Annotated in this window: 18 protein-coding genes; 2 read left to right on the forward strand and 16 right to left on the reverse strand. The window is 61.5% G+C overall.

The features are described from left to right. Positions 1 to 66: 66 nt before the first annotated feature. From gutM to ACJ8HH_RS19970, 10 genes are all read right to left on the reverse strand, one after another. Entirely contained in the window at positions 67 to 423 is a 357-nt protein-coding gene (gene gutM, locus ACJ8HH_RS19925; RefSeq protein ID WP_039568478.1) for a transcriptional regulator GutM, read from the reverse strand. A gap of 46 nt (positions 424 to 469) precedes the next feature. Next, a complete protein-coding gene (gene srlD / locus ACJ8HH_RS19930) occupies positions 470 to 1,249 on the reverse strand; it encodes a sorbitol-6-phosphate dehydrogenase (protein WP_033648848.1) in 780 nt (259 codons plus the stop codon). 10 nt (positions 1,250 to 1,259) lie between these two features. Further along, positions 1,260 to 1,622, reverse strand: a complete 363-nt coding sequence (gene srlB, locus ACJ8HH_RS19935) for a PTS glucitol/sorbitol transporter subunit IIA (protein ID WP_021504438.1) — start codon at positions 1,620 to 1,622, stop codon at positions 1,260 to 1,262. 22 nt (positions 1,623 to 1,644) lie between these two features. Next, a complete protein-coding gene (srlE, locus tag ACJ8HH_RS19940) occupies positions 1,645 to 2,625 on the reverse strand; it encodes a PTS glucitol/sorbitol transporter subunit IIB (RefSeq protein WP_033635556.1) in 981 nt (326 codons plus the stop codon). Between the two features lie 15 nt (positions 2,626 to 2,640). After that, positions 2,641 to 3,189: a PTS glucitol/sorbitol transporter subunit IIC gene (gene srlA, locus ACJ8HH_RS19945; RefSeq protein WP_004941528.1), complete on the reverse strand. Its 549-nt coding sequence runs from the start codon at positions 3,187 to 3,189 to the stop codon at positions 2,641 to 2,643. Between the two features lie 258 nt (positions 3,190 to 3,447). Then, the gene (locus tag ACJ8HH_RS19950) at positions 3,448 to 3,975 is read right to left on the reverse strand and encodes a hypothetical protein (RefSeq protein WP_041036286.1); all 528 of its coding nucleotides are present in this window, start codon (positions 3,973 to 3,975) and stop codon (positions 3,448 to 3,450) included. Positions 3,976 to 4,312: 337 nt separating this feature from the next. Beyond that, positions 4,313 to 5,362 carry a class I fructose-bisphosphate aldolase gene (fbaB, locus tag ACJ8HH_RS19955; RefSeq protein ID WP_033635553.1) on the reverse strand — a complete coding sequence of 350 codons (1,050 nt, stop codon included), beginning with the start codon at positions 5,360 to 5,362 and terminating at the stop codon, positions 4,313 to 4,315. Positions 5,363 to 5,651: 289 nt separating this feature from the next. Then, the gene (gene yegS, locus ACJ8HH_RS19960) at positions 5,652 to 6,557 is read right to left on the reverse strand and encodes a lipid kinase YegS (protein WP_033635546.1); all 906 of its coding nucleotides are present in this window, start codon (positions 6,555 to 6,557) and stop codon (positions 5,652 to 5,654) included. Positions 6,558 to 7,020: 463 nt separating this feature from the next. Beyond that, positions 7,021 to 8,373: a prephenate-dependent tRNA uridine(34) hydroxylase TrhP gene (gene trhP, locus ACJ8HH_RS19965; protein WP_033654556.1), complete on the reverse strand. Its 1,353-nt coding sequence runs from the start codon at positions 8,371 to 8,373 to the stop codon at positions 7,021 to 7,023. Positions 8,374 to 8,553: 180 nt separating this feature from the next. Then, a complete protein-coding gene (locus ACJ8HH_RS19970) occupies positions 8,554 to 8,892 on the reverse strand; it encodes a YegP family protein (RefSeq protein ID WP_033648841.1) in 339 nt (112 codons plus the stop codon). A gap of 339 nt (positions 8,893 to 9,231) precedes the next feature. On the opposite strand from ACJ8HH_RS19970, the gene ACJ8HH_RS19975 reads away from it, so the two are divergent. Next, positions 9,232 to 9,495, forward strand: coding sequence for an antitoxin (locus ACJ8HH_RS19975; protein ID WP_033648840.1), 264 nt, complete (start codon positions 9,232 to 9,234; stop codon positions 9,493 to 9,495). 3 nt (positions 9,496 to 9,498) lie between these two features. Next, complete coding sequence (locus tag ACJ8HH_RS19980; protein WP_033648839.1) at positions 9,499 to 9,888, forward strand: type II toxin-antitoxin system VapC family toxin; 390 nt, start codon at positions 9,499 to 9,501, stop codon at positions 9,886 to 9,888. 7 nt (positions 9,889 to 9,895) lie between these two features. Here ACJ8HH_RS19980 and baeR read toward each other — a convergent pair whose 3' ends face one another. From baeR to ACJ8HH_RS20010, 6 genes are read right to left on the reverse strand one after another with little or no spacing between them, the layout of a single operon-like run. Beyond that, positions 9,896 to 10,612, reverse strand: a complete 717-nt coding sequence (gene baeR / locus ACJ8HH_RS19985; RefSeq protein WP_033635542.1) for a two-component system response regulator BaeR — start codon at positions 10,610 to 10,612, stop codon at positions 9,896 to 9,898. Further along, positions 10,612 to 11,994, reverse strand: a complete 1,383-nt coding sequence (baeS, locus tag ACJ8HH_RS19990; protein WP_033635541.1) for a two-component system sensor histidine kinase BaeS — start codon at positions 11,992 to 11,994, stop codon at positions 10,612 to 10,614. The genes baeR and baeS overlap by 1 nt, the downstream gene beginning before the upstream one ends. Further along, positions 11,991 to 13,421 carry a multidrug transporter subunit MdtD gene (gene mdtD / locus ACJ8HH_RS19995; RefSeq protein WP_043147820.1) on the reverse strand — a complete coding sequence of 477 codons (1,431 nt, stop codon included), beginning with the start codon at positions 13,419 to 13,421 and terminating at the stop codon, positions 11,991 to 11,993. Before mdtD ends, baeS begins: the two co-directional genes overlap by 4 nt. Before the next feature lie 10 nt (positions 13,422 to 13,431). Then, on the reverse strand, positions 13,432 to 16,512 hold the full coding sequence (gene mdtC, locus ACJ8HH_RS20000; RefSeq protein WP_048321869.1) for a multidrug efflux RND transporter permease subunit MdtC: 3,081 nt from the start codon (positions 16,510 to 16,512) through the stop codon (positions 13,432 to 13,434). After that, complete coding sequence (locus tag ACJ8HH_RS20005) at positions 16,509 to 19,628, reverse strand: MdtB/MuxB family multidrug efflux RND transporter permease subunit (protein ID WP_033648836.1); 3,120 nt, start codon at positions 19,626 to 19,628, stop codon at positions 16,509 to 16,511. The genes mdtC and ACJ8HH_RS20005 overlap by 4 nt, the downstream gene beginning before the upstream one ends. Next, positions 19,628 to 20,881, reverse strand: coding sequence for an MdtA/MuxA family multidrug efflux RND transporter periplasmic adaptor subunit (locus tag ACJ8HH_RS20010; RefSeq protein ID WP_033648835.1), 1,254 nt, complete (start codon positions 20,879 to 20,881; stop codon positions 19,628 to 19,630). The genes ACJ8HH_RS20005 and ACJ8HH_RS20010 overlap by 1 nt, the downstream gene beginning before the upstream one ends. Between the last annotated feature and the right edge of the window lie 64 nt (positions 20,882 to 20,945).

Here is a 20,945-nt window from a genome sequence, read left to right on the forward strand (position 1 = left end):
AGAGTTGGGCATTTCCCCTCGCTGAATAATTCACTATGAAAGGTAATGTCTTTTAATGTGAAAATATCACGATTTGGGTTCAATCGCTAACGTTAGTGCAGACTGGCATGCGCGATCCTCGGGGAAGATCACATCCGGGCGCAAATCCCGCTGATGCAAACCGTGCAATCGAGGCAGCGGGCGGGGCCGGGCGAAAACGGTCAGGCCGCGCAGCAACAGGCTGCCGCACACCCGTCGCTCGGCGTCGAAGGCCAGCGCCAGCACCACTCGCGGGCGGAAACGGCCGCCGGAACGGCCGACGCCGACGGCGCCCAGCCGGCACAGGCCGTCGAAGGCGCGGTTGAAGCGCTGCAGTTGCCACCAGCCAAAGGCGATTTGCAGCAGCCAGGCCAGCAGCGCGAAGGCGATCAGAGCTTGAGTCATGGGGTTCTCCTTAGGCCCCCTTTCGCCGAAGGGGGCGTCGATGGCGTCAGAACATCACCTGGCCGCCGGTGATGTTGATCGATTGGCCGGTGCAGTAAGAGGCCTTGTCGCTGGCGTAGAACAGCAGGGTGTTCAGCACGTCCTGGTAGTCGCAGCCGCGCTTCAGCGGCACCTTGTCGATGTAGTACTGCTCCACCTGGTCCGGCGCGATGCCCAGTTTTTGTGCGTACTGCGGCAGCAGCGACTGGAACATCGGCGACTTCAGCAGGTTGCCGAGCATCAGCGAATGCACGGTAATGCCGTACTCCGCCAGATCGAGCGCCAGCGACTGCGTCAGCCCCACGCCGCCGAACTTGGCGGCGCTGTAGCCGGAGTTGTGCTTGCTGCCGACCTTGCCGGACTTGGAGTTGATCTGAATGATGCGCCCGGCGATGCCGTCGCGGATCATCAGGCGCGAGAACTCGCGGGCGCAGAGGAAATAGCCCACCAGGTTCACCTGCAGCGAGCGATCGAAGTCGCCCAGCGGAAAATCGGTGATCGGTGCCGCCTTGGCGATGCCGGCGCTGTACACCAGCAGGTTGGCCTGGCCGAATGCCCGGTCAACCGCCGCCGCCAGCGCGATCACGCTCTGCTCGTCGGTGGCGTCGGCCTGAAAACCGCAGGCGCTGCCCGCGCCAAACGCTTCGTTGATCTGCTGTGCCACCTGATTGGCATTATCGGCGTTCAGATCGGCTACCGCCACCCGATAACCGGCCTGCGCCAGCCCGTGGGACAAAAAGGCGCCTAACGTTTGGCCGCCGCCAATCACTACAGCTACTTCAGACATGGTCTACTCCTTATGCGATAAATGACAGCGTGCTGCCCAACGGGATATCGGTCGGCGTCGGGCCGGATACGTGGATCGAGCCGGGGAATTCGGCTTCGGCTTCGCCGTCGAAGCGCACGGTGATGTGGCCCAGCTCGCGCAGATTCTGCGTGGCGACGCTGCCGACGGCGGTGATGGCGTAGCGCCGCTGCGCCAGTTCCATCACGCCGCCGACCTGCAGCTCGCCGGCGGTCGCGCCGTGGCGGTGGATGAAGCAGAACTCTTCGATATCCGCCGGCGCGCCTTCACGGAAGGTGATCAGCATGTTGTCCAGCAACGCGTCGCGGGCGCAGCCGCCGATCTGCGTGATGGTGGTGTGAAAAATGGTGTGCATAAACGTCCCCCAGGAAATCAGCTTATTGATAAATGAAGGCCGAGGCGGCCCAGGCGATCAACACCGTCGGCGCGCCGGTCAGGAAGCGGCCGACCAGCACCGAAGGCACGCCGACCCGCACGGTGTCCTGCTTGGCTTCCGCCAGCGACAGGCCGACCGGAATGAAGTCGCAGGCGGCCTGCGCGTTGATGGCGAACAGCGCGGGCAGCGCCAGCTGCGGCGGAATATGACCGAGGCCGATCTGCACCCCGACCAGCACGCCGATCACCTGGGCGATGACCGCGCCGGGACCGAGGAACGGCGACAGCAGCGGGAATGAGCAGATCAGCGCCAGCGTCACCAGGCCGATCGGGCTGTTGGCGAGCGGCGTCAGGCCGTGAGCGATAAAGTCCCCGAGGCCGGAGGCCATGATGATGCCGATCAAGGCCGAGACGAACGCCATAAACGGCAGGATGGTCTTCAGCACGGTGTCGATGGTGTCGCGCCCGGCTTGGAAGAACACCGCCACCACCGATCCCATGCCCATGCCGACCTTCGCCAGCAGCCCGTCGCTTTGCTCGGTGATCTTCTTGCTGGTGTCGTAGTCGCGCGCCTTGGGCGGCGCTGCAACGGTGGCGGCGGGCTGGCTATCTGCCGCTTCGATTCGGCTGATGTTGTGGTCGCGCACGCCGGAGACATAGATGTCTTCGAGGATAAACTGCGCCAGCGGGCCGGACTGGCCGGTGGCGTGGATGTTGACCGTCGGAATGCGGCGTTTCGGATACAGACCGCAGCGCAGGGTGCCGCCGCAGTCGATCACCGCCACCCCGATCTCTTCCGCCGGCGGTTCACCTTCTTTGAAGCCGTCGACGGCCGGCCAGCCGGTCAATTCGCTGAGGCGATCGACGATCGAAGGTCGGGTGCCGGCGGTGATGTACACCACTTTCTTGCCGGGCTCGATCGGCAGCTCCAGGGGGCCGCCCCAGCCGCTGGCGCCTTTTTCAATACGGATATAAGCACTCATGCTGCACTCCACGAATTAAAGTTGCACCTGGCGATCCAGACGGATGCCCATCTTGCGTTCGAACAGGCTGGTGGTGAGATCGGTGACCCAGCCGCGGAAGAAGTTGGTGAACAGCCCCACCAGGAAATAGCTCACCGCCAGCGGGCCGAGCGGCAGGCCGAGGGTGGTCAGGCCGCTGGCGATGCCGAGGTAAACGAACAGTTCGCCCGGATTGATGTGCGGGAACAGGCCGTTCATCGAGTGGCAGCTGTAGGAGGCCGCCGCGTAGTAGCTCGGCTTGTATTTCTCCGGCATGAAGCGCCCCAGGCTGAGGGTCATCGGGTTGCAGAAGACAAAGGTGCCGATCAGCGGCAGCAGCAGATAACGCGACACGGGGTTGCCCGCGCAGCGCTGCGCCAATCGTTCGATACGTTCCTGGCCAACAAATTTGATCAGCGCGTTCATGATAACCAACAGGCTGATCAACAAAGGTAAAATGCCGGTCACCATGCCGACAAACACTTCACCGCCTTTCTGAAACAGGCCGATAAACCACTCGGCGCCGTGGGTGATTAGCTCAATCATTATGTTCTCCTGTAATGGACTGATATGGCCTGGAGCGAACGGCGGCTCTGTCGCCATGGACCTTACAGTAGTCACTTTGTTGGGCCATTTGTTTTAAATAGATCACAATTTGAAAGATAAATATTTTATTTTGAAAGTTTAAAATGAAAGAAAGAGAAGGTCTGTGGCATGAGGGGGAGAGCGCGGGCACAAAAAAGCCCGGTGAACCGGGCTTTGGGGAGGGGGTATACGGAAATCGCCGTTGTTAGCGTGTTTCTGTTACTGCTCGAGAATCTTTTGTATTGTCTGTACGGAAGCACCGTTTCTTTCGGCCGTTTGGGCCAGTTCTTGCTTTTGTTTGTCTTTTTCAGCGATTGCCATATCTTTGGCGGCGGCTATCGCGGCCAGGAAAATTTCTTTTTCCGTCGCGGTGAGCGGGCCTTGTAGTCTGGCTTCGCAGACGCGATACAACGTATCGCGGATAAAATTTACCGTGGTGGTGCGCCGAGCCAGATCGATTACGGCGGTGCTGAACTCTGCATCGCCACTGACTTTTTGAATTTGTTCCGTACTCATTTCAGCTTTCAGCGCGGCAATAACGGACTGCGCGACATCAGGCGGTGGAGCCACGCAGTACTTGATATTTGAGTCTGCGGGAATATAAATGGCGCTGCTTCTTGTTGAGTCATAGTCAAACCAATACGTTTCTCCAGGTTTCAACTCATGCCTAGAGGCCGGAGATTTAAATAGCGCGCAAGACGATAGCGAAAGGATGAGCAGGGAGATGATTACAATATTGACTTTCATGATGGCACCACCATAAAAATGTGGATTAACTAGCGTAAAATTTAGTCAAAAGTCCATAAATAACAATGGACTATAATAATTATTAATGCGCTAAGTTTTTGTGTTTTCGGAAAAGGTGGGAAATTTGAAGTTTGATAAGGTTAACTTTCAATCTTTAATGATTTATGTCGTTCTCTTTCGCATATTTGGAATAAAAAAAGCCCAGGGAGATTAAATAAAAACCAGCTCTTATTTTTGCTCATAAAATACATTCGGTTGCATTATTTCCTTGTCAAGACCTCCCTCGATGCACAAAAAAGCCCGGCGAACCGGGCTTGGGGACAGGCGGTCCGTCACATCAGGCGATGGTGACCTTCTTGTCCAGGTAGGCGTCTTGCACGGCGTTGATCAGCGCCACGCCGTCTTTCATCGATTTCTTGAACGCCTTGCGCCCCAGGATCAGGCCCATGCCGCCGGCGCGTTTGTTGATCACCGCGGTGCGCACCGATTCCTGCAGGTCGTTCTCACCGGCGGCGCCGCCGGAGTTGATCAGCCCGGCGCGGCCCATGTAGCAGTTGGCCAGCTGGTAGCGCACCAGATCGATCGGGTGATCGGTGGTCAGCTTGGTGTAGACGCGATCGTCGGTATAGCCGAATTTCACCGCGCGGTAGCCGCCGTTGTTTTCCGCCATTTTCTGTTTGACGATGTCGGCGCCGATGGTGGCGGCGATGTGGTTGGCCTGGCCGGTCAGATCGGCGCTGGAGTGGTAGTCCACGCCGTCCTTGTTGAATGCCGGGTTGCGCAGATAGGCCCACAACACGGTGACCATGCCCAGCTCATGCGCGCGCTCGAAGGCGATCGAGATCTCTTCGATCTGGCGGCGCGACTGCTCGGAGCCGAAGTAAATGGTGGCGCCGACCGCCACCGCGCCCATGTTGAACGCCTGCTCGACGCTGGCGTACAGGGTCTGGTCGTACTGGGTCGGGTAGCTCAGCGTTTCGTTGTGGTTGAGTTTGACCAGGAACGGAATTTTATGCGCGTAGCGGCGCGATACCGACGCCAGCACGCCGTAGGTGGAAGCGACGCAGTTACAGCCGGCTTCAATCGCCAGCTCGACGATGTTCTTCGGATCGAAATACAGCGGGTTGGCGGCGAACGAGGCGGCGGCGGAGTGCTCGATGCCCTGATCGACCGGCAGGATCGACAGGTAGCCGGTGCCGGCCAGGCGGCCGTGGTTGAACAGGGTTTGCATCGAACGCAGCACGCTGTTGGGACGGTTGTTATCGATCATTACGCGGTCGACGAAGTCGTCGCCCGGCAGGTAGAGATTCTCGGCGGGGATAGTGGTACAGCGGTGTTGCAGCAGATCTTCCGCTTCCTTTCCTAGCAACTGCACAATATCAGTCATGATTCACTCCCGATTAAGCTTCTTCATACACCGGCAATGCAAGGGTTTTTGACCACCGGCGCAGTAAAAAAGCGGTGATTGAAGCTGTAAAGCGATACTACCGAACTGGATCCGGCAAGGACAAACAATAGATGCGATTGAGAGGAAATGCCATTTGCGAGGCCAAATACGCGGGGACGATCGCCCCCGGCGCGCTAAACGATTGATTATTCGATCTCGAACCACTCGGTGTTCTGCTGGGCGATTGGGAACAGCAAGGTGTCGGGCGCAGCGGCTGCGCCCGACAAGGTCAGCCCAGCAGGGCGCAGTTAGGCGGCAGGCGGCATTCGATGGCCTGCGGCAGCACTTCGATGCGGAAATGGCGACCCTTGAGCGGTTCGCCGTCGAGGTTGAAGGTCATCTCATGCGGCGCGTCGATCTCGAGCCACGGCAGCGCCGCGCTGAGGATGCTGTTGCTCTCTTCGTCGTTGAACAGGGCGGCGACCAGCGCCGGCAGCAGCTCATCGGCGATCAGCAGGCGCAGCTGCAGCAGGCCGTCGTTGATCAGCGCGCTGGGGCACAGCTCCTGGCCGCCGCCGGCCTGCTTGCCGTTGCCGATGCCGATCACCAGCGCCTCGCCGGCCCAGCGGAAGTCCGGCCCGCGGATTTCACAGCGGTCGGCCTGCAGCGTATCCATGCGCAGCAAGCCGTGCACGAAGTAGGACACGCCGCCGAGAGCCGCCTTCAGCTTCTCCGGCGTTTCGGTGGTGATGCGGGTGCCGAAGCCGCCGGTGGCCATGTTGATGAAGTAGCGCTCGCCGTTGACCTTCGCCAGATCGATCGGCACCGAGCGGCCCTTGATCGCCAGCTGCAGCGCCTGTTCCGGCGAAGGGGGGATGTTGCAGGCCATGGCGAAGTCGTTGGCGGTGCCGAGCGGCAGGATGCCCAGCGCCGGCCGGTTGTGCGCCGGCAGTTGCACCAGCGCGGCGGCCACTTCGTTGATAGTGCCGTCACCGCCGCCGGCGACGACGGTGCCGACGCCGAGCTGCGTGGCTTCTGCGACATAGCGCGCGGCGTCGCCGTGCTCCCAGGTCACGCGCACGTGCAGCGTGATTTGCTCTGCGCGCAGGCGTTTGACCGCCTGACGCAGCTCTTCGTTACCGGCGCCTTTGCCGTTGATGATAAGCAGGGCGGGCGCATGTGAGTGTTGAGGCATTGCCGATATCCTCCGGCGGAAAACCAAGAATGCCTCAAGATAAACCAGCTGCCGCCACCAGGCCATCAGAATATTCAGCTAATTCTGGTTATTTCCCGGCGTTCAGTGAATAAGAAACAAGGCGAATTTATCTGAATTTTACCCGGAAATAAGCCAGGTTTTAAAGACGAGAGGATTAATCGCTGTAGCGTTATTTATATATCGAGGCGACGTGATTATTATTAAAACGGATAACGGGAATAAGTTATGGAAATCGGCGCGGCGAAAAAAATAGGCGCACCCATAAAGAAAAAGCCAGCCCAAGGGAGATTGGGCCGGCTAAGGAGGTGGTTCCTAGTATTGCTATGCAAATATTTTCGTTGTTCGTTTTAAGCAGCGTGATAGTAACCAAGCTGCGCGCACATTGATGTGATCCAATTCTAATATTTGCTAAAAATCGCCGCCGAATGACGGCGATTCATTTTTATGCCCCGGCGCTATTTTCTTCCGCCAAATTGCGGATCAGCAACGCATAATTGAGATCGATATCCTGCGGGATCGGCAAATAAACGATATGGCCGTTGCCCGGCGCCACCTCAATCGGCTCGCCTTTCTTATTTTGCATGCTCTCGAGGGTGAACACCACGTTGCCGCCCGGCGTCATCATCTCGACGCTGTCGCCGAGCGCGAACTTATTCTTCACGTCGACTTCCGCCCAGCCTTCGCGGCGCACGCCGGTGAATTCGCCGACGAACTGCTGGCGCTCGGAGAGCGAGGAGCCGTAGTCGTAATTCTGCTGCGCTTCGTGCACGTGGCGGCGCAGGAAGCCTTCGGTGTAGCCACGGTGCGCCAGGCCTTCCAGCGTGGTAAGCAGAGTCGGATCGAAGGGTTTGCCGGCGGCTGCGTCGTCGATGGCGCGGCGGTAGACCTGGGCGGTGCGGGCGCAGTAGTAGAAGGATTTGGTGCGGCCTTCGATCTTCAGCGAGTGCACGCCGAGCTGCGTCAGACGCTCCACGTGCTGGATGGCGCGCAGATCCTTGGAGTTCATGATATAGGTGCCGTGTTCATCTTCGAAGGCGCTCATATATTCGCCTGGCTTTTGCGCTTCAGACAGCATGAACACCTTGTCGGTTGGCGCGCCGATGCCCAACGTCGGCTCGACGGTTTGCACCGGGATCGGCTCGTGCAGGTGCACGATATTGCCGGTGTCGTCCTCTTTGCCTTCCTCCGCTTTGTACTGCCAGCGGCAGGCGTTGGTGCAGGTGCCCTGGTTGGGATCGCGCTTGTTGATGTAGCCGGACAGCAGGCAGCGGCCGGAGTAGGCCATGCACAGCGCGCCGTGCACGAAGATCTCCAGCTCCATGTCCGGCACTTCGGCGCGGATCTCGGCGATCTCTTCCAGCGACAGTTCGCGCGAGAGGATCACGCGGGTCAGGCCCATTTGCTGCCAGAACTTCACCGTCGCCCAGTTAACGGCGTTGGCCTGCACCGACAGGTGGATGTCCATCTGCGGGAAGGCTTCGCGCACCATCATGATAAGGCCGGGATCGGACATGATCAGCGCATCAGGGCCCATATCGATAACCGGCTTCAGATCGCGCAGGAAGGTTTTCAGCTTGGCGTTGTGCGGGGCGATGTTTACCACCACGTAGAATTTTTTGCCCAGCGCATGGGCTTCATTGATGCCCTGCGCCAGATTCTCGTGGTTGAACTCGTTGTTGCGCACCCGCAGGCTGTAGCGCGGCTGGCCGGCGTAAACCGCATCGGCGCCGTACGCGAAGGCGTAACGCATGTTTTTCAGCGTTCCGGCCGGGGAGAGAAGTTCCGGTGTAAACATAGTGTGTCTCGGTCTGATTTCAGGTCAGCACCACGCCACCTGATGGCGCAGTAAAAGCGGGGAATTGTAGCCGCAGCGCGGCAAGAAATCAGCAGTTAACCGGATTTATTCAGGGGAGATTGATCTTGGTCAAACGGAAAATGCGCGGCGGCGGGCCACCGCGCGGGAGAAAGGGAAAGATCAGGCGCTCAAATCGCGGATATCGGTGGTCGGGCCGTTTTTCATCACCGATTGGATACCGTTTTTGGCGGCGCTTTCGGAGCTGTACATTTCGCTGACGCCGATCACCTGATGGTTCTTTGCCTTCAGCACAAAATAGGGCTGATTGCTGGTGCTGTGCTTCAGTTCGTACTGCGCTTCGTGCGGTGAATTGGTCTGCACCGAAGCGATGCCGTTCTCCGCCGAGGCTTTGCTGGCGTACATTTCGCTGGCCAGAATGCTCTCGCCGTTACTGGCTTTCAGGTTGAAGTGGTACTGTCCGTTCTTTGCTTTTTTCAGCTCATAATGACCGATTGCCATGGTTCTTCTCCTGTAGGTTCCGATTCGTGATGTAAGTGTAGCCAATCGCTTGAAAATCGGCGGCTAAACCTCACAGCAGCTTAGTCGAAAAAATGCGCAGTTTTTTTGCGCCGGCGCGGAGTTTTCATTCGGTGCGCCTGGCGCCGCACGGGAAGCTAAGGGAAGGCGCGGTGATTGCGCAGTGCGCCGCATAACAAGGGGAACAGGGTTTCACCCCGTGAGATTGTGCGTTACGGTTTGGCTGTTTCGTCAATATGGATGAAAAATGAGCGATACATCTTGGCATCGACACGCTACAGGCATATGCTTTGGCCTATGCCTGCTGTGGAGGTTGTCGAGATGGAAAGAATCGCAAAGCTGTTTAAAAACGGCAGAAATCAGGCGGTGAGGTTACCGGTGGAATTTGAATTTGATGCGGATCGTGTCTATATCCGTCGCGATCGGGAGGGCAACGTGATTTTATCCAAATATCCGGCAAAGCCGGACAGCTGGGCACCGCTGCTGAGCATTATCGCCCAAACGCCGGTGCCACAAGAGTTTCTTGGCGCGGAAGATCGTCAGCAAGGGGTTGCAGACCGCGATCCATTCTCAGAGGAAGAGTAGGCGATGTACATGTTTGATACCAACACCGTCAGCCACTTGTTTCGGCAGCATCCGCAGGTGCTTAACGTCATGGAAAAGCTCCCGCCTTCTGCCGTATGTATTTCCAGCGTCACGGAGGCGGAACTGCTTTACGGTGTGGCTAAACGGCGGAACAAGGCGTTGCAAAGCGTGGTCGAGGCCTTTCTTGCCGCGGTGACGGTCTATGCATGGGATAGCGAGGCCGCCCGCTGCTACGGTGAAATGCGCGCGAACATGGAGAAAAAGGGCAAAATCATGGGCGCGCTGGATCAACTGATCGCCGCGCACGCGCAGAGCCGTGGCGCGACGCTGGTGACCAACGATCGCGCATTCGCCATGGTGCCCGGGTTGGCGGTTGAAGACTGGACGCGCTGATTTCCCCCTAAACCCCATTCACCAGCCGGCAGGGCTCGGCTTCCCAGCGGTAGCCCACGCCGTATACCGAGCGGATAAAGGATTTTTCCCCGTCGATCAGTTCCAGCTTGCGGCGCAGGTTTTTGATGTGGCTGTCGATGGTGCGGTCGGTGACCACCCGGTAGTCGTCGTACAGGTTGTTCAGCAGCTGTTCGCGAGAAAATACGTTGCCCGGTTGGCTGGCCAGCGTTTTCAGCAGGCGGAATTCCGCCGGCGTCAGATCCAGCAACTGCCCCTGATAGCTGGCCTGGAAGCGCGGTTCATCGATGTGCAGCAGGTCATCTTCCCGCGCGCTCTCCTGCGGCCGATAGCTGCGGCGCAGGATGGTTTTCACCCGCGCCACCACTTCGCGCGGGCTGTAGGGTTTGCAGATGTAATCGTCGGCGCCGATCTCCAGCCCCAGCAGGCGGTCGATCTCTTCGATTTTCGCCGTCACCATCACGATCGGAACATCGCTGAAGCGGCGCAGCTCGCGGCACACCGTCAGCCCGTCGGCGCCCGGCAGCATCAGGTCGAGCAAGATCAGCGCCGGCGGATGCTGGTGCACGGTCGGCACCACCTCGTTGCCGTTGGTCAGCCAGCGGGTGGCGTAGCCCGCCGCCTGCAGATAATCCACCAGCAGCTGGCCCAGCTTGGGCTCATCTTCAACAATCATGATCTGCACGGGTTGATTCTGAATGTCCATCAGGGCGCCTTATTTTTTATCGGGGTAGCAAATTCTACTGTAATGCGCACGCCGCCTAAAGGCGAATGCTCGGCGCGGATTTTCCCGTCGTGCGCTTCCACGATGTTGTGGCAGATCGCCAGCCCCAGCCCGGAACCGCCGCTGGCGCGGTTGCGTGAACCTTCCGCCCGGTAGAAACGTTCGAAAATGCGCGTCAGTTGCTGATCGCTGATGCCCGGCGCGCTGTCCTGCCAGTAGAGGAGCAGCCGCCCCGGCTGCAGCTCGGCGCCGATCTCCAGCCGGCCGCCGGCGTCGGTGTAACGCAGGCTGTTTTCCAGCAGGTTATTGAACAGCTGGTTCAGGCGATCGGGATCGCCGAACAGCGGCGCCTGGGGCGGCAGATGGGTGACGATCTCCAGCCCTTTGGCGCGGAAGCGTTCGCGAAAGGCGGCGACGGCGATCTGCAGCAGGTGTACGCAGTCCACCGACGATTTGCGATAGGCCAGCGCGCCGAGATCGGAGAGCGACAGCTGGTGCAGATCGTCGACCAGTTTGGTCAAGGTGGATACCTCGGCCTGCAGCGAGCTGAGCGACGCCGGCGTCGGCTGGCGCACGCCGTCCTGCAGCGCTTCCAGTTCGCCGCGCAGCACCGCCAGCGGCGTGCGCAGTTCGTGCGATACGTCGGCCATAAAGGCGCGGCGCATCTGCTCGTTTTTTTCCAACGAGGTGGCCAGCTGGTTGAAGTCGTGCGCCAGCCGGCCCAGTTCATCCTGGCTGCTGACCGCCACGCGGGTGGTGAAATCGCCCGCCGCCAGGCGGTGGGTGCCCGCCACCAGACGCTTGACCGGGGCCAGCATGCCGCGCGACAGCAGCCAGGTCACCGCCGCCGCCAGCAGGGTGGAGAGCGCGACGATAATCCAACTGGTGCGCCGCTGCTGGCGATCGAAGTTGATGTCGGTATTGCGCGTCAGGCGCTCGACCGGGGTGGTGAGCACCCAGCCGACGATCTGGTTGTTGTAGCGGATCGGGTGGCGCGGCCCCTCTTTCGGCAGGGGGCCAGAATGCCCGACCAAACGATTGAACTGGCTGTCCACCACCCAAAACTGGGTGCGCCAGCCCTTGGGCGGCAGATTGTGGCTGCTGTCGCTGTTCTGCTCGAACGAGCGCATGATTTGGTAGACCACCTGATCGTTGTTGCGCAGGAATATCCAGTTGCCATGGTGGCTGTACTGTTCCTCCAGCGCTTCGCTCAGCATGTTGATGCGTTGCTCGTTGCTGCTCTTGATGTAATCGATAAAGCCTCGCTCAAAGCTGACGCGCACCCCCCAATGCATGGTGATCAACACCAGCATGCAGGTAGCGAAAATGGCCAGGAACAGTTTCCCGGTAATGCCTATCCTCATTGCAACCTCGTTGAGCCGGTACCCGGCTCTTTGGTCAGCGTGCGGTTGGGCGCGCTATCGGCCGGCACGCGCGCGAAGGCCAGCGCGGGCAGAGCGATAATCAACGCCATACAGCAGTAGCTGTAAATAAATGCGCTGTGAATGGCCGGGCTATCGGCCACCACCTGATGATGGGCGAAGCTGCCGATCAAGATGCCGGCGACGCTGACGCCAAGGCTCATCGACAGCTGCATGACCATCGACAACAGGCTGTTGCCGCTGCTGGCCAGCCTGTCAGGCAGATCTTTCAGCGTCAGGGTGTTCATCGCCGAGAAGCGCAGCGAGTTGACCATCCCCTGGAAGAACAGCACCACCGGCAGCAGCCACAGCCAGCCGAGCATCGCCGCCAGCAGGAAGCTCAAGCTGACCAGCGCCAGCAGCAGCGTGGCGGCCACCAGCACGTTACGGTAGCCGAAGCGGTTGACCACCTGCACCACGATGCGCTTCATGCCCATGCTGCCGATGATCATCGGGATCATCATCAGCCCGGCGTGGAACGGCGTGAAGCCCATGCCGACCTGCAGAAACAGCGGCGTCATGAACGGCAGCATGCCGCTGCCGATGCGCCCCAGCAGGCTGGCCAGCAGCCCGATCTTGTAAGTCGGGGTGCGCAGCAGCCGCAGCGAGAACAGGGCGCGGCTATTGCCGTAGGCATGCCAAACATACCCCAACAGCGCCGCCGCGCCCAGCGCCACCAGGCCGGCGATGGCGCCGCCGGACAGCCCCATGCCCTTGTGGCCGTCGAGCGCCAGCGTCAGCGACGCCATGCCGATCGCCAGCAGGATAAAGCCGCTGAGATCGAAGCGGCGGGTCTGCATTTGGTAGTTGGGCATCAGCAACAGCGTGGCGATGGCGCCCACGATGCCCACCGGAATGTTGATCAGGAAAATCCAATGCCAGCTGGCGTATTGCACCAGGAAGCCACCCAGCGCCGGCCCCATCAGCGGGCCGATTTGCCCCGGCAGCGTCACGAAGGTCATCGCCGCCATATACTGCTCGCGCGGCACGATCTTCATCACCGTCAGGCGCCCGACCGGCACCATCATCGCGCCCCCGACGCCCTGAAGCACGCGCGAGGCGATCAGCTCGTTCAAGGTTTCCGAACGGGCGCAGAGGAGGGAGCCGAGGGTGAACAGCAGGATGGCGCTGAAAAACACCCGCTGTACGCCGATCTTGTCCGCCAGCCAGCCGCTGGCCGGCAGCGTCACCGCCACCGTCAGCACATAGGAGACGATCACCGACTGCATGCGCAGCGGGTTCTCCCCCAGGCTGGCGGCCATCGAGGGCAGGGCGGTGTTGACGATAGTGGTATCCAGCGTCTGCATAAAGAAGCCGAATGCCACTATCCAGAGTTGCCAGCGTACCGTGGCGGCGTGTTTCATCAGCATCGGTCGGCCATTAATGCGGCAGCGGGGCCAGTTGCTTGTTGCGGCGGAACTTCGCCTGCAGCCGGTCGAAGTAAAGGTAGACCACCGGGGTGGTGTACAGCGTCAGCAGCTGGCTCATCACCAGGCCGCCGGCGATGGTGATGCCGAGCGGCTGGCGCAGCTCCGCGCCGTCGCCGCTGGTCAGCACCAGCGGCAGTGCGCCGAACAACGCCGCCAGCGTGGTCATCATGATCGGCCGGAAACGCAGCAGGCTGGCCTGGAAAATCGCCTCGCGGGCGCTGATGCCGCCGTTGCGCTGCGCCTCGAGCGCGAAGTCGACCATCATGATGGCGTTTTTCTTCACGATGCCGATCAGCAGCATGATGCCTATCAGCGCGATCAGGCTGAACGGCGCGCCGAACAGCTCGAGCGCCAGCAGCGCCCCCACGCCGGCGGAAGGCAGCGTGGAAAGGATGGTCAGCGGATGGATATAGCTCTCATACAGTACGCCGAGCACGATATACACCGTGGCGATCGCCGCCAGGATCAGGATGAGCTGCGACTTCAGGGTGTCCTGGAACACCTGGGCGGTGCCGGCGAACGCGCCGCGTACCGTAGACGGCACGCCGAGCTGAGTCATGGTGCGCTCTACCGCAGCGGTGGCGTCCGACAGGCTGCCGCCGTCCGGCAGGTTAAAGGAGATGGTCGAGGCGGCGGACAGCCCCTGATGGTTGACCGACAGCGGCGCGTTGGCCGGCCGCCAACTGGCGAAGTAGGAGAGCGGTATCGCCTTGCCTTCGTTGTTGATGATGAACATTTTGTCCAGCGAGCTCACGTCCTGGGTGTAGGGCGGCGCCACTTCCATCACGACTTTGTATTGGTTGAGCGGTTGATAGATGGTCGAAATCTGCCGCTGGCCGAAGGCGTTGTTCAGCAGGTTGTTAGCGTCGGATACCGAAATGCCGAGGCGCGCCATGGTTTCGCGATCGTAGACCAGATCCATTTCCGAGCCTTTATCCTGCTGATCCGAGTTGACGTCCGCCAGCTCGGGCAATGCGGCCAGCGCGGTGCGGATCTTCGGCTCCCATTCGCGCAGCGCGGCGAGATCGTCCGCCAGCAGCGTATATTGGTAGCTGGCGTTGGCCTGCCGGCCGCCGACGCGGATATCCTGCACCGCCATCAGAAACAGGCTGGCACCCGGTTCTTTGGCCAGGCGAGCGCGCAGGCGGGCGATCACTTTCTGCGCGTCGTCGCTGCGTACCGACAGGGGTTTCAGTGAGATGAACATCGAACCACTGTTGGTGCGCGAGCCGCCGGTAAAACCGGTGACGTTTTCCACGTCCGGATCTTCGCGCACGATTTTCATGAAGTCTTCCAGTTTGCCGCGCATCGCCTGGAACGAAATGCTTTGGTCGGCCTGGATAAAGCCCATCAGGCGCCCGGTATCCTGTTCCGGGAAGAAGGTTTTCGGGATGCTGATATACAGCCAGACGTTGAGCGCAAGGGTGGCGAGGAACACCGCCAGCACCCAGCGCGAGTGGCCGAGCACCCAGTTCAGCGAGCGTCCGTAGCCCTGCTGCAGCGCCAGCAGCATTTTGCCGAAGCCGCGCGCCCGCCGCTGCGAACGCGGCGGCTGGTGGCGCAGCAGGTAGGCGCACATCATCGGCGTGAGCGTCAGCGAGACGATGAGCGACAGCCCGATCGATACCGACAGGGTGACGGCGAACTCGCGGAATAGCCGGCCCGGCAGGCCTTCCATCAACAGCAGCGGGATAAACACCGCCACCAGCGAAACGCTCATCGACAGCACGGTGAAGCCGACTTCCCGCGCGCCCAGCAGCGCGGCGTTGATCGGTTTCATGCCGGCCTCGACGTGGCGGGAAATGTTTTCCAGCACCACGATGGCGTCGTCCACCACAAAGCCGGTGGCGATGGTCAGCGCCATCAGCGACAGGTTGTTGAGGCTGAACCCGCACAGATACATGGCGGCGAACGAGCCGATCAGCGACACCGGCACGGCGACCGCCGGGATCAGCGTGGCGCGCCCGGAGCGCAGGAAGATGAACACCACCAGGATCACCAACCCGATGGCGATCGCCAGCGACTGTTCCACCTCGGCCAGCGACGCGCGAATGGTCGGCGAACGATCCTGCGCGACGCTGAGTTTAATCGAGGCCGGGATATTCTCCTGCAGGGCGGGCAGTTCGGCGCGAATGCGATCGACGGTTTCGATGATGTTGGCGTCCGGCGCGCGGCTGATGGCCAGAATGATCGCCGGTTTGGCGTCGGTCATCCCGGCGTTGCGCACGTCTTGCACCGAGTCGTTGACCTCGGCCACGTCGGCCAAACGCACCGCCGAGCCGTTGTTGTAATGAACGATCAGCGGACGGTAGGCCTCGGCGGTTTTCAGCGCGTCGTTGGCCTGGATCTGCCAGCGCTGCTGCGGGTTTTCCACGGCGCCCTGCGGGCGGCGCACGTTGGCGTTGGCGATGGCCTGCCGTACGGTGTCCAGCGACACGCCCTGATTGAACAGCGCCGAAGGGTTCAGCTCCACCCGCACCGCCGGCAGTGAACTACCGCCCACGGAAACGTCGCCGACGCCCTCGGTCTGGCTGATCTTCTGCGCCAGCTGGGTGGAGGCGAAATCGTAAAGCTGCCCCTGGCTGTAGGTGTCCGAGGTCAGCGTCAGGATCATGATCGGCGCGTCGGAAGGGTTGACCTTGCGGTAGCTGGGGCGGCTCGGCATGCCGGTCGGCAGCAGGCTTTGCGCGGCGTTGATCGCCGCCTGCACGTCGCGCGCGGCGCCGTTGATGTCGCGATCGAGATCGAACTGCAAAATGACCCGGGTACTGCCGAGCGAGCTCATCGAGGTCATTTCGTTAACCCCGGCGATGCGGCCCAGCGCGCGCTCCAGCGGCGTCGCCACCGAGGACGCCATGGTTTCCGGCGAGGCGCCCGGCAGCGACGCGCTGATCGAAATCACCGGAAAGTCCACCTGCGGCAGCGGCGACACCGGCAGCAGGCGAAAACCGATCGCGCCGCTGATGGCGATGGCCAGCGTCAGCAGGGTGGTGGCCACCGGCCGGTGAATGAACAGGGCGAAGAATTTCACTGTAGCTCCTGCGTATCCGGCTGGCGATGCGTGTTGCGCGCCAGTTTGTCAAACAGCAGGTAGATCACCGGCGTGGTGAACAGCGTCAGGATCTGGCTCATGATCAAACCGCCGACCATACAGACGCCGAGCGGATGCCGCAGCTCCGCGCCGACACCGGTGCTCAGCATCAGCGGCAGTGCGCCGAGCAAGGCCGCCAGCGTGGTCATCAGGATCGGCCTAAAACGCAGCAGGCAGGCCTGATAGATGGCGTCGCGCGGCGATAAGCCCTGCTCGCGTTCCGCCGCCAGCGCGAAGTCGATCATCATGATGGCGTTCTTCTTCACGATGCCGATCAGCAGGATGATGCCGATGATGGCGATCACGTCCAGCTCGCTGCCGGCCATCATCAGCGCGAGCAGCGCGCCGACCCCGGCGGTCGGCAGGGTGGAGAGGATGGTGACCGGATGAATGAAGCTTTCATACAGCACGCCCAGCACGATGTACATCGCCACCACCGCCGCTAAAATCAGCCACAGCGTGCTGCCGAGCGCCGCCTGGAAGGCCAGGGTCGCCCCCTGGAATTGGGTGGTGATGTCCCTCGGCATGTTGAGATTTTCTTCCGCCTGGGTGACCGCGTCGACCGCCTCGCCGAGCGAGTAGCCGTCGGCGACGTTGAACGAAACGGTGGCCGACGGGAACTGGTCGAGATGGTTGACCGACAGCGGGCCGAAGCGCTCTTCGATTTTGGCGATGGCGCTCAGCGGCACCACGGCGCCGTCGTTGCCGCTCAGACGGATCTCATTGAGCGCCGCCAGCCCTGGCGTCGCGCTGACGTCGTGCTCCAGCACCACGCGGTATTGGTTGGCCTGGGTGTAGATGGTGGAGATCAGGCGCTGGCCGAACGCGTTGTACAGCGCATTGTCCACGTCGCTCATGGTGACCCCGAGGCGGGAGGCCGAATCGCGATCGACGTTGACGTAGGCCACCAGCCCCTGATCCTGCCAGTCGCTGGTGACGTCCGCCAGCTGCGGGGTTTGCTTCAGCTCATCCATCAGCTGCGGCACCCACAGGCTGAGATCGTCCAGCGACATCGCCTGCAGGGTGAACTGGTACTGGGTGCGGCTGACCTGGGTATCGATGGTCAGATCCTGCACCGGCTGCAGATACAGCTTCACGCCTGGGAACTGCGCCGTTTGCTGCTGCAGGCGGCTGATGATCGCCGGAATGCGCTCGCTGCGTTCGCTCAGCGGTTTCAGGTTGATCTGCAGCCGGCCGCTGTTGAGCGTGGCGTTGCTGCCGTCGACGCCGACGAACGAGGTCAGGCTCTCCACCGCCGGATCTTTGAGGATCTGCGCCGCGACCTGCTGCTGGCGCTCGGCCATATTGCTGAACGAGACGTTCTGCGGCGCTTCCAGCGTGCCCTGAATGATGCCGTTGTCCTGCACCGGGAAGAAGCCTTTCGGGATCAGCAGGTACAGCAATACCGTCAGCGCCAGGGTGCCGACGGCCACGCCGAGCGTCAGCCAGGGATGGTTAAGCACCGTTTTCAGCCACTGGCCGTATCGCGCGATCACCCGGTCGAAAAAGCGCTCGGAGGCGGCGGAAAACCGGTTCTGCTTGCGCAGCGATTCGTGGCTGAGCATGCGCGCGCACATCATCGGCGTCAGCGTCAGCGACACCACGGCGGAGATCAAAATCGCTACCGCCAGCGTGACGGCGAACTCGCGGAACAGGCGGCCGACGATGTCGCCCATGAACAGCAGCGGGATCAGCACCGCCACCAGCGAGAAGGTCAGCGAGATGATGGTGAAGCCGATCTCGCCGGCGCCTTTCAGCGCGGCGTCGAGCGGTTTTTCCCCTTTCTCGATGTAGCGCGAGATGTTCTCGATCACCACGATGGCGTCGTCCACCACGAAGCCGGTGGCGATGGTCAGCGCCATCAGCGTCAGGTTGTTGATGGAGAAGCCGAGGAAGTACATGGCGGCGAAGGTACCGACCAGCGACAGCGGCACCGCCACGCTGGGGATAATGGTCGCCGGCACGTTGCGCAGGAACACGTAGATCACCATCACCACCAGCGCGATCGCCAGCAGCAGCTCGAACTGCACGTCGCTGACCGAGGCGCGGATGGTGGTGGTGCGATCGGTCAGCACCTTGACGTCGACCGACTTGGGCAGGCTTTTAATCAGCGTCGGCAGCATTTCGCGGATGCTGTCGGCGGTGGTGATGACGTTGACGCCGGGCTGGCGCTGAATGTTCAGCACGATCGCCTGTTGCTTGTTGGCCCAGGCCGCCAGCCGGGTGTTTTCCGCCCCTTGTTCAATGGTGGCGATATCCTGCAGGCGGATCGCCGCGCCGTTCTGGTAGGCGACGATCAGCTGGCGATAGTCGTCGGCAGATTTCATTTGGTCGTTGGCGGACAGGGTGACCGAGCGGGTCGGGCCGTCCAGGCTGCCTTTCGCCGAGTTGACGTTGGCGTTGCTGATGGCGGCGCGGATGGTTTCACTGTTCAGGCCATAGGCGGCGACCGCCGCGGCGTTCAATTTTACGCGCACCGCCGGGCGTTGGCCGCCGGCCAGCGTCACCAGGCCGACGCCGGTCACCTGAGAAATTTTTTGCGCCACGCGGGTTTCCACCATGTCTTCCACCTGCGTCATCGGCATGGCGGTGGAGGTCACGGCCAGCGTCAGGATCGGCGGATCGGCCGGGTTAACCTTGCTGTAGATCGGCGGGTAGGGCAGATCGGTCGGCAGCAGGTTGGTGGCGGAGTTGATCGCCGCCTGCACTTCCTGCTCCGCGACGTCGAGCGGCAGCGCCAGCTGGAACTGCAGTGTGACCACCGAGGCGCCGCCGGAGCTTTGCGACGCCATTTGTTTGAGGCCGGACATCTGGCCGAACTGGCGTTCCAACGGCGCGGTAATGGCGGAGGTCACCACGTCCGGGCTAGCGCCGGGATACAGCGTCACCACCTGGATGGTGGGGTAATCCACCTCCGGCAGGGCGGACACCGGCAGCGCGCGATAGCCGATAATCCCCGCCAGCAATATCGCCACCATCAGCAGCGTGGTGGCGACCGGACGCAGAATAAACAGGCGGGACGGACCGCCGCCGGCGTTGGGAGGCATCACCTGCATCAGGACTTCCTCTGAACGTCAGGTTCGCGCTTGGCGTTGGCCGCCGCCGGCGCTTCGCTCGGCGCGAGCACTTCCACCTGCATGCCTTCGGTCAGGCGATCGATGCCGTCGGTCACCACCCGATCGCCGGCGTTGAGGCCGGCGCTGATCACCACCTGCCGGCTGTCCTGCACGCCGGCGGTGACCCGATGTTTGCTGACCCTGTTGTCTTCGCCGAGCGTCCAGACGAAGTTGCCCTCGTTGCCCATCTGCAGCGCGGCGGTCGGGATAACCACCGCATCGTGCAGGGTATCCACCTGCAGCCGCGCGTTGACGAACTGGTTGGGGAACAGCGCGTCATCTTCGTTGGTGAAGCGCGCTTTCAGCTTGATGGTGCCGGTGGCGGTATCAATTTGGTTGTCCAGGCTCAGCAGCGAACCGGTCGTCAGCTTGTTCTGGTTGGTGCGATCCCAGGCTTCGACGCTCACCGGCCCGGCTTTTTGCGCCTTGAGCAGATCGGCGATGTTGCCTTCGGGCAGCGTGAACACCACGTCGATCGGGTGCGTCTGCGTGATCACCACCAGACCGGTGGTGCTGCCGCTGGTGACATAGTTGCCGACGTCGACCAGTTTCAGGCCGACGCGGCCGTCGATTGGCGCAGTGATGCGGCTGTAGGTGATCTGCAGCTTGGCGCTGTCGACCGCGCCCTGATCGGCCTTGATCGCGCCTTCGGTTTGCTGCACCAGCGAGGCCTGCGTATCCAGCTCCTGGCGGGAAACCAGATTGGTTTTCACCAGCTGCTGATAGCGCGCCAGATCGCGCCGGGCGTTGGCCAGCGTGGCCTGATCTTTTGCCAACTGCCCCTGGGCCTGGGTCAACTGAACCTGGAACGGCCGGGGATCGATCTCCGCCAGCAGATCGCCGGCTTTCACCTGCTGGCCTTCGGTAAAGTGGATCGCCATCAGTTGGCCATCGACCCGGCTGGTGACGGTCACGGTATTGGCGGCGGTGGCGGTGCCCAAGCCGGAAAGATAGCGCGGCACCGTCTGGCGGGTGGCGGTCGCCGCCTGCACCGGCGACATCGGCGCGCCGCGTCTGCCGCCCGCCGCGCGGCCCGCTCCCGTTTTACCGGCGGCCTGGTGCGCGCCCGGCGTCGTCCCGGTGGCCGGTTGGGCGGCGCTGAAATGGCGCCAGGCCAGAACGGCGACGATGATCGCAATCGCCGCAACCAGCAGGCGCAGCAGCAGGGAACGACGTTGGGGTTTTGCATTCATGGTGGTGAAAATTCTCTCCAAAAGGCAGGGGCGCGGGCACTCATTGCCACAAAAATGACACTCC

Source organism: Serratia sp. CY32780 (genome assembly GCF_052169135.1).
Taxonomy (GTDB): Bacteria; Pseudomonadota; Gammaproteobacteria; order Enterobacterales; family Enterobacteriaceae; genus Serratia; species Serratia sarumanii.

What these genes read in the sequence shown, in the direction of transcription:
- yegS (WP_033635546.1), bottom strand. Translation starts at nt 6,557, where the DNA reads ATGCCTCAACACTCACATGCGCCCGCCCTGCTTATCATCAACGGCAAA.
- baeS (WP_033635541.1), bottom strand. Translation starts at nt 11,994, where the DNA reads ATGAGGATAGGCATTACCGGGAAACTGTTCCTGGCCATTTTCGCTACC.
- srlD (WP_033648848.1), bottom strand. Translation starts at nt 1,249, where the DNA reads ATGTCTGAAGTAGCTGTAGTGATTGGCGGCGGCCAAACGTTAGGCGCC.
- ACJ8HH_RS19950 (WP_041036286.1), bottom strand. Translation starts at nt 3,975, where the DNA reads ATGAAAGTCAATATTGTAATCATCTCCCTGCTCATCCTTTCGCTATCG.
- baeR (WP_033635542.1), bottom strand. Translation starts at nt 10,612, where the DNA reads ATGGACATTCAGAATCAACCCGTGCAGATCATGATTGTTGAAGATGAG.
- trhP (WP_033654556.1), bottom strand. Translation starts at nt 8,373, where the DNA reads ATGTTTACACCGGAACTTCTCTCCCCGGCCGGAACGCTGAAAAACATG.
- ACJ8HH_RS19975 (WP_033648840.1), top strand. Translation starts at nt 9,232, where the DNA reads ATGGAAAGAATCGCAAAGCTGTTTAAAAACGGCAGAAATCAGGCGGTG.
- ACJ8HH_RS20005 (WP_033648836.1), bottom strand. Translation starts at nt 19,628, where the DNA reads ATGCAGGTGATGCCTCCCAACGCCGGCGGCGGTCCGTCCCGCCTGTTT.
- fbaB (WP_033635553.1), bottom strand. Translation starts at nt 5,362, where the DNA reads ATGACTGATATTGTGCAGTTGCTAGGAAAGGAAGCGGAAGATCTGCTG.
- mdtD (WP_043147820.1), bottom strand. Translation starts at nt 13,421, where the DNA reads ATGCTGATGAAACACGCCGCCACGGTACGCTGGCAACTCTGGATAGTG.
- ACJ8HH_RS20010 (WP_033648835.1), bottom strand. Translation starts at nt 20,881, where the DNA reads ATGAATGCAAAACCCCAACGTCGTTCCCTGCTGCTGCGCCTGCTGGTT.
- ACJ8HH_RS19980 (WP_033648839.1), top strand. Translation starts at nt 9,499, where the DNA reads ATGTACATGTTTGATACCAACACCGTCAGCCACTTGTTTCGGCAGCAT.
- srlA (WP_004941528.1), bottom strand. Translation starts at nt 3,189, where the DNA reads ATGATTGAGCTAATCACCCACGGCGCCGAGTGGTTTATCGGCCTGTTT.
- srlB (WP_021504438.1), bottom strand. Translation starts at nt 1,622, where the DNA reads ATGCACACCATTTTTCACACCACCATCACGCAGATCGGCGGCTGCGCC.
- gutM (WP_039568478.1), bottom strand. Translation starts at nt 423, where the DNA reads ATGACTCAAGCTCTGATCGCCTTCGCGCTGCTGGCCTGGCTGCTGCAA.
- ACJ8HH_RS19970 (WP_033648841.1), bottom strand. Translation starts at nt 8,892, where the DNA reads ATGGCAATCGGTCATTATGAGCTGAAAAAAGCAAAGAACGGACAGTAC.
- srlE (WP_033635556.1), bottom strand. Translation starts at nt 2,625, where the DNA reads ATGAGTGCTTATATCCGTATTGAAAAAGGCGCCAGCGGCTGGGGCGGC.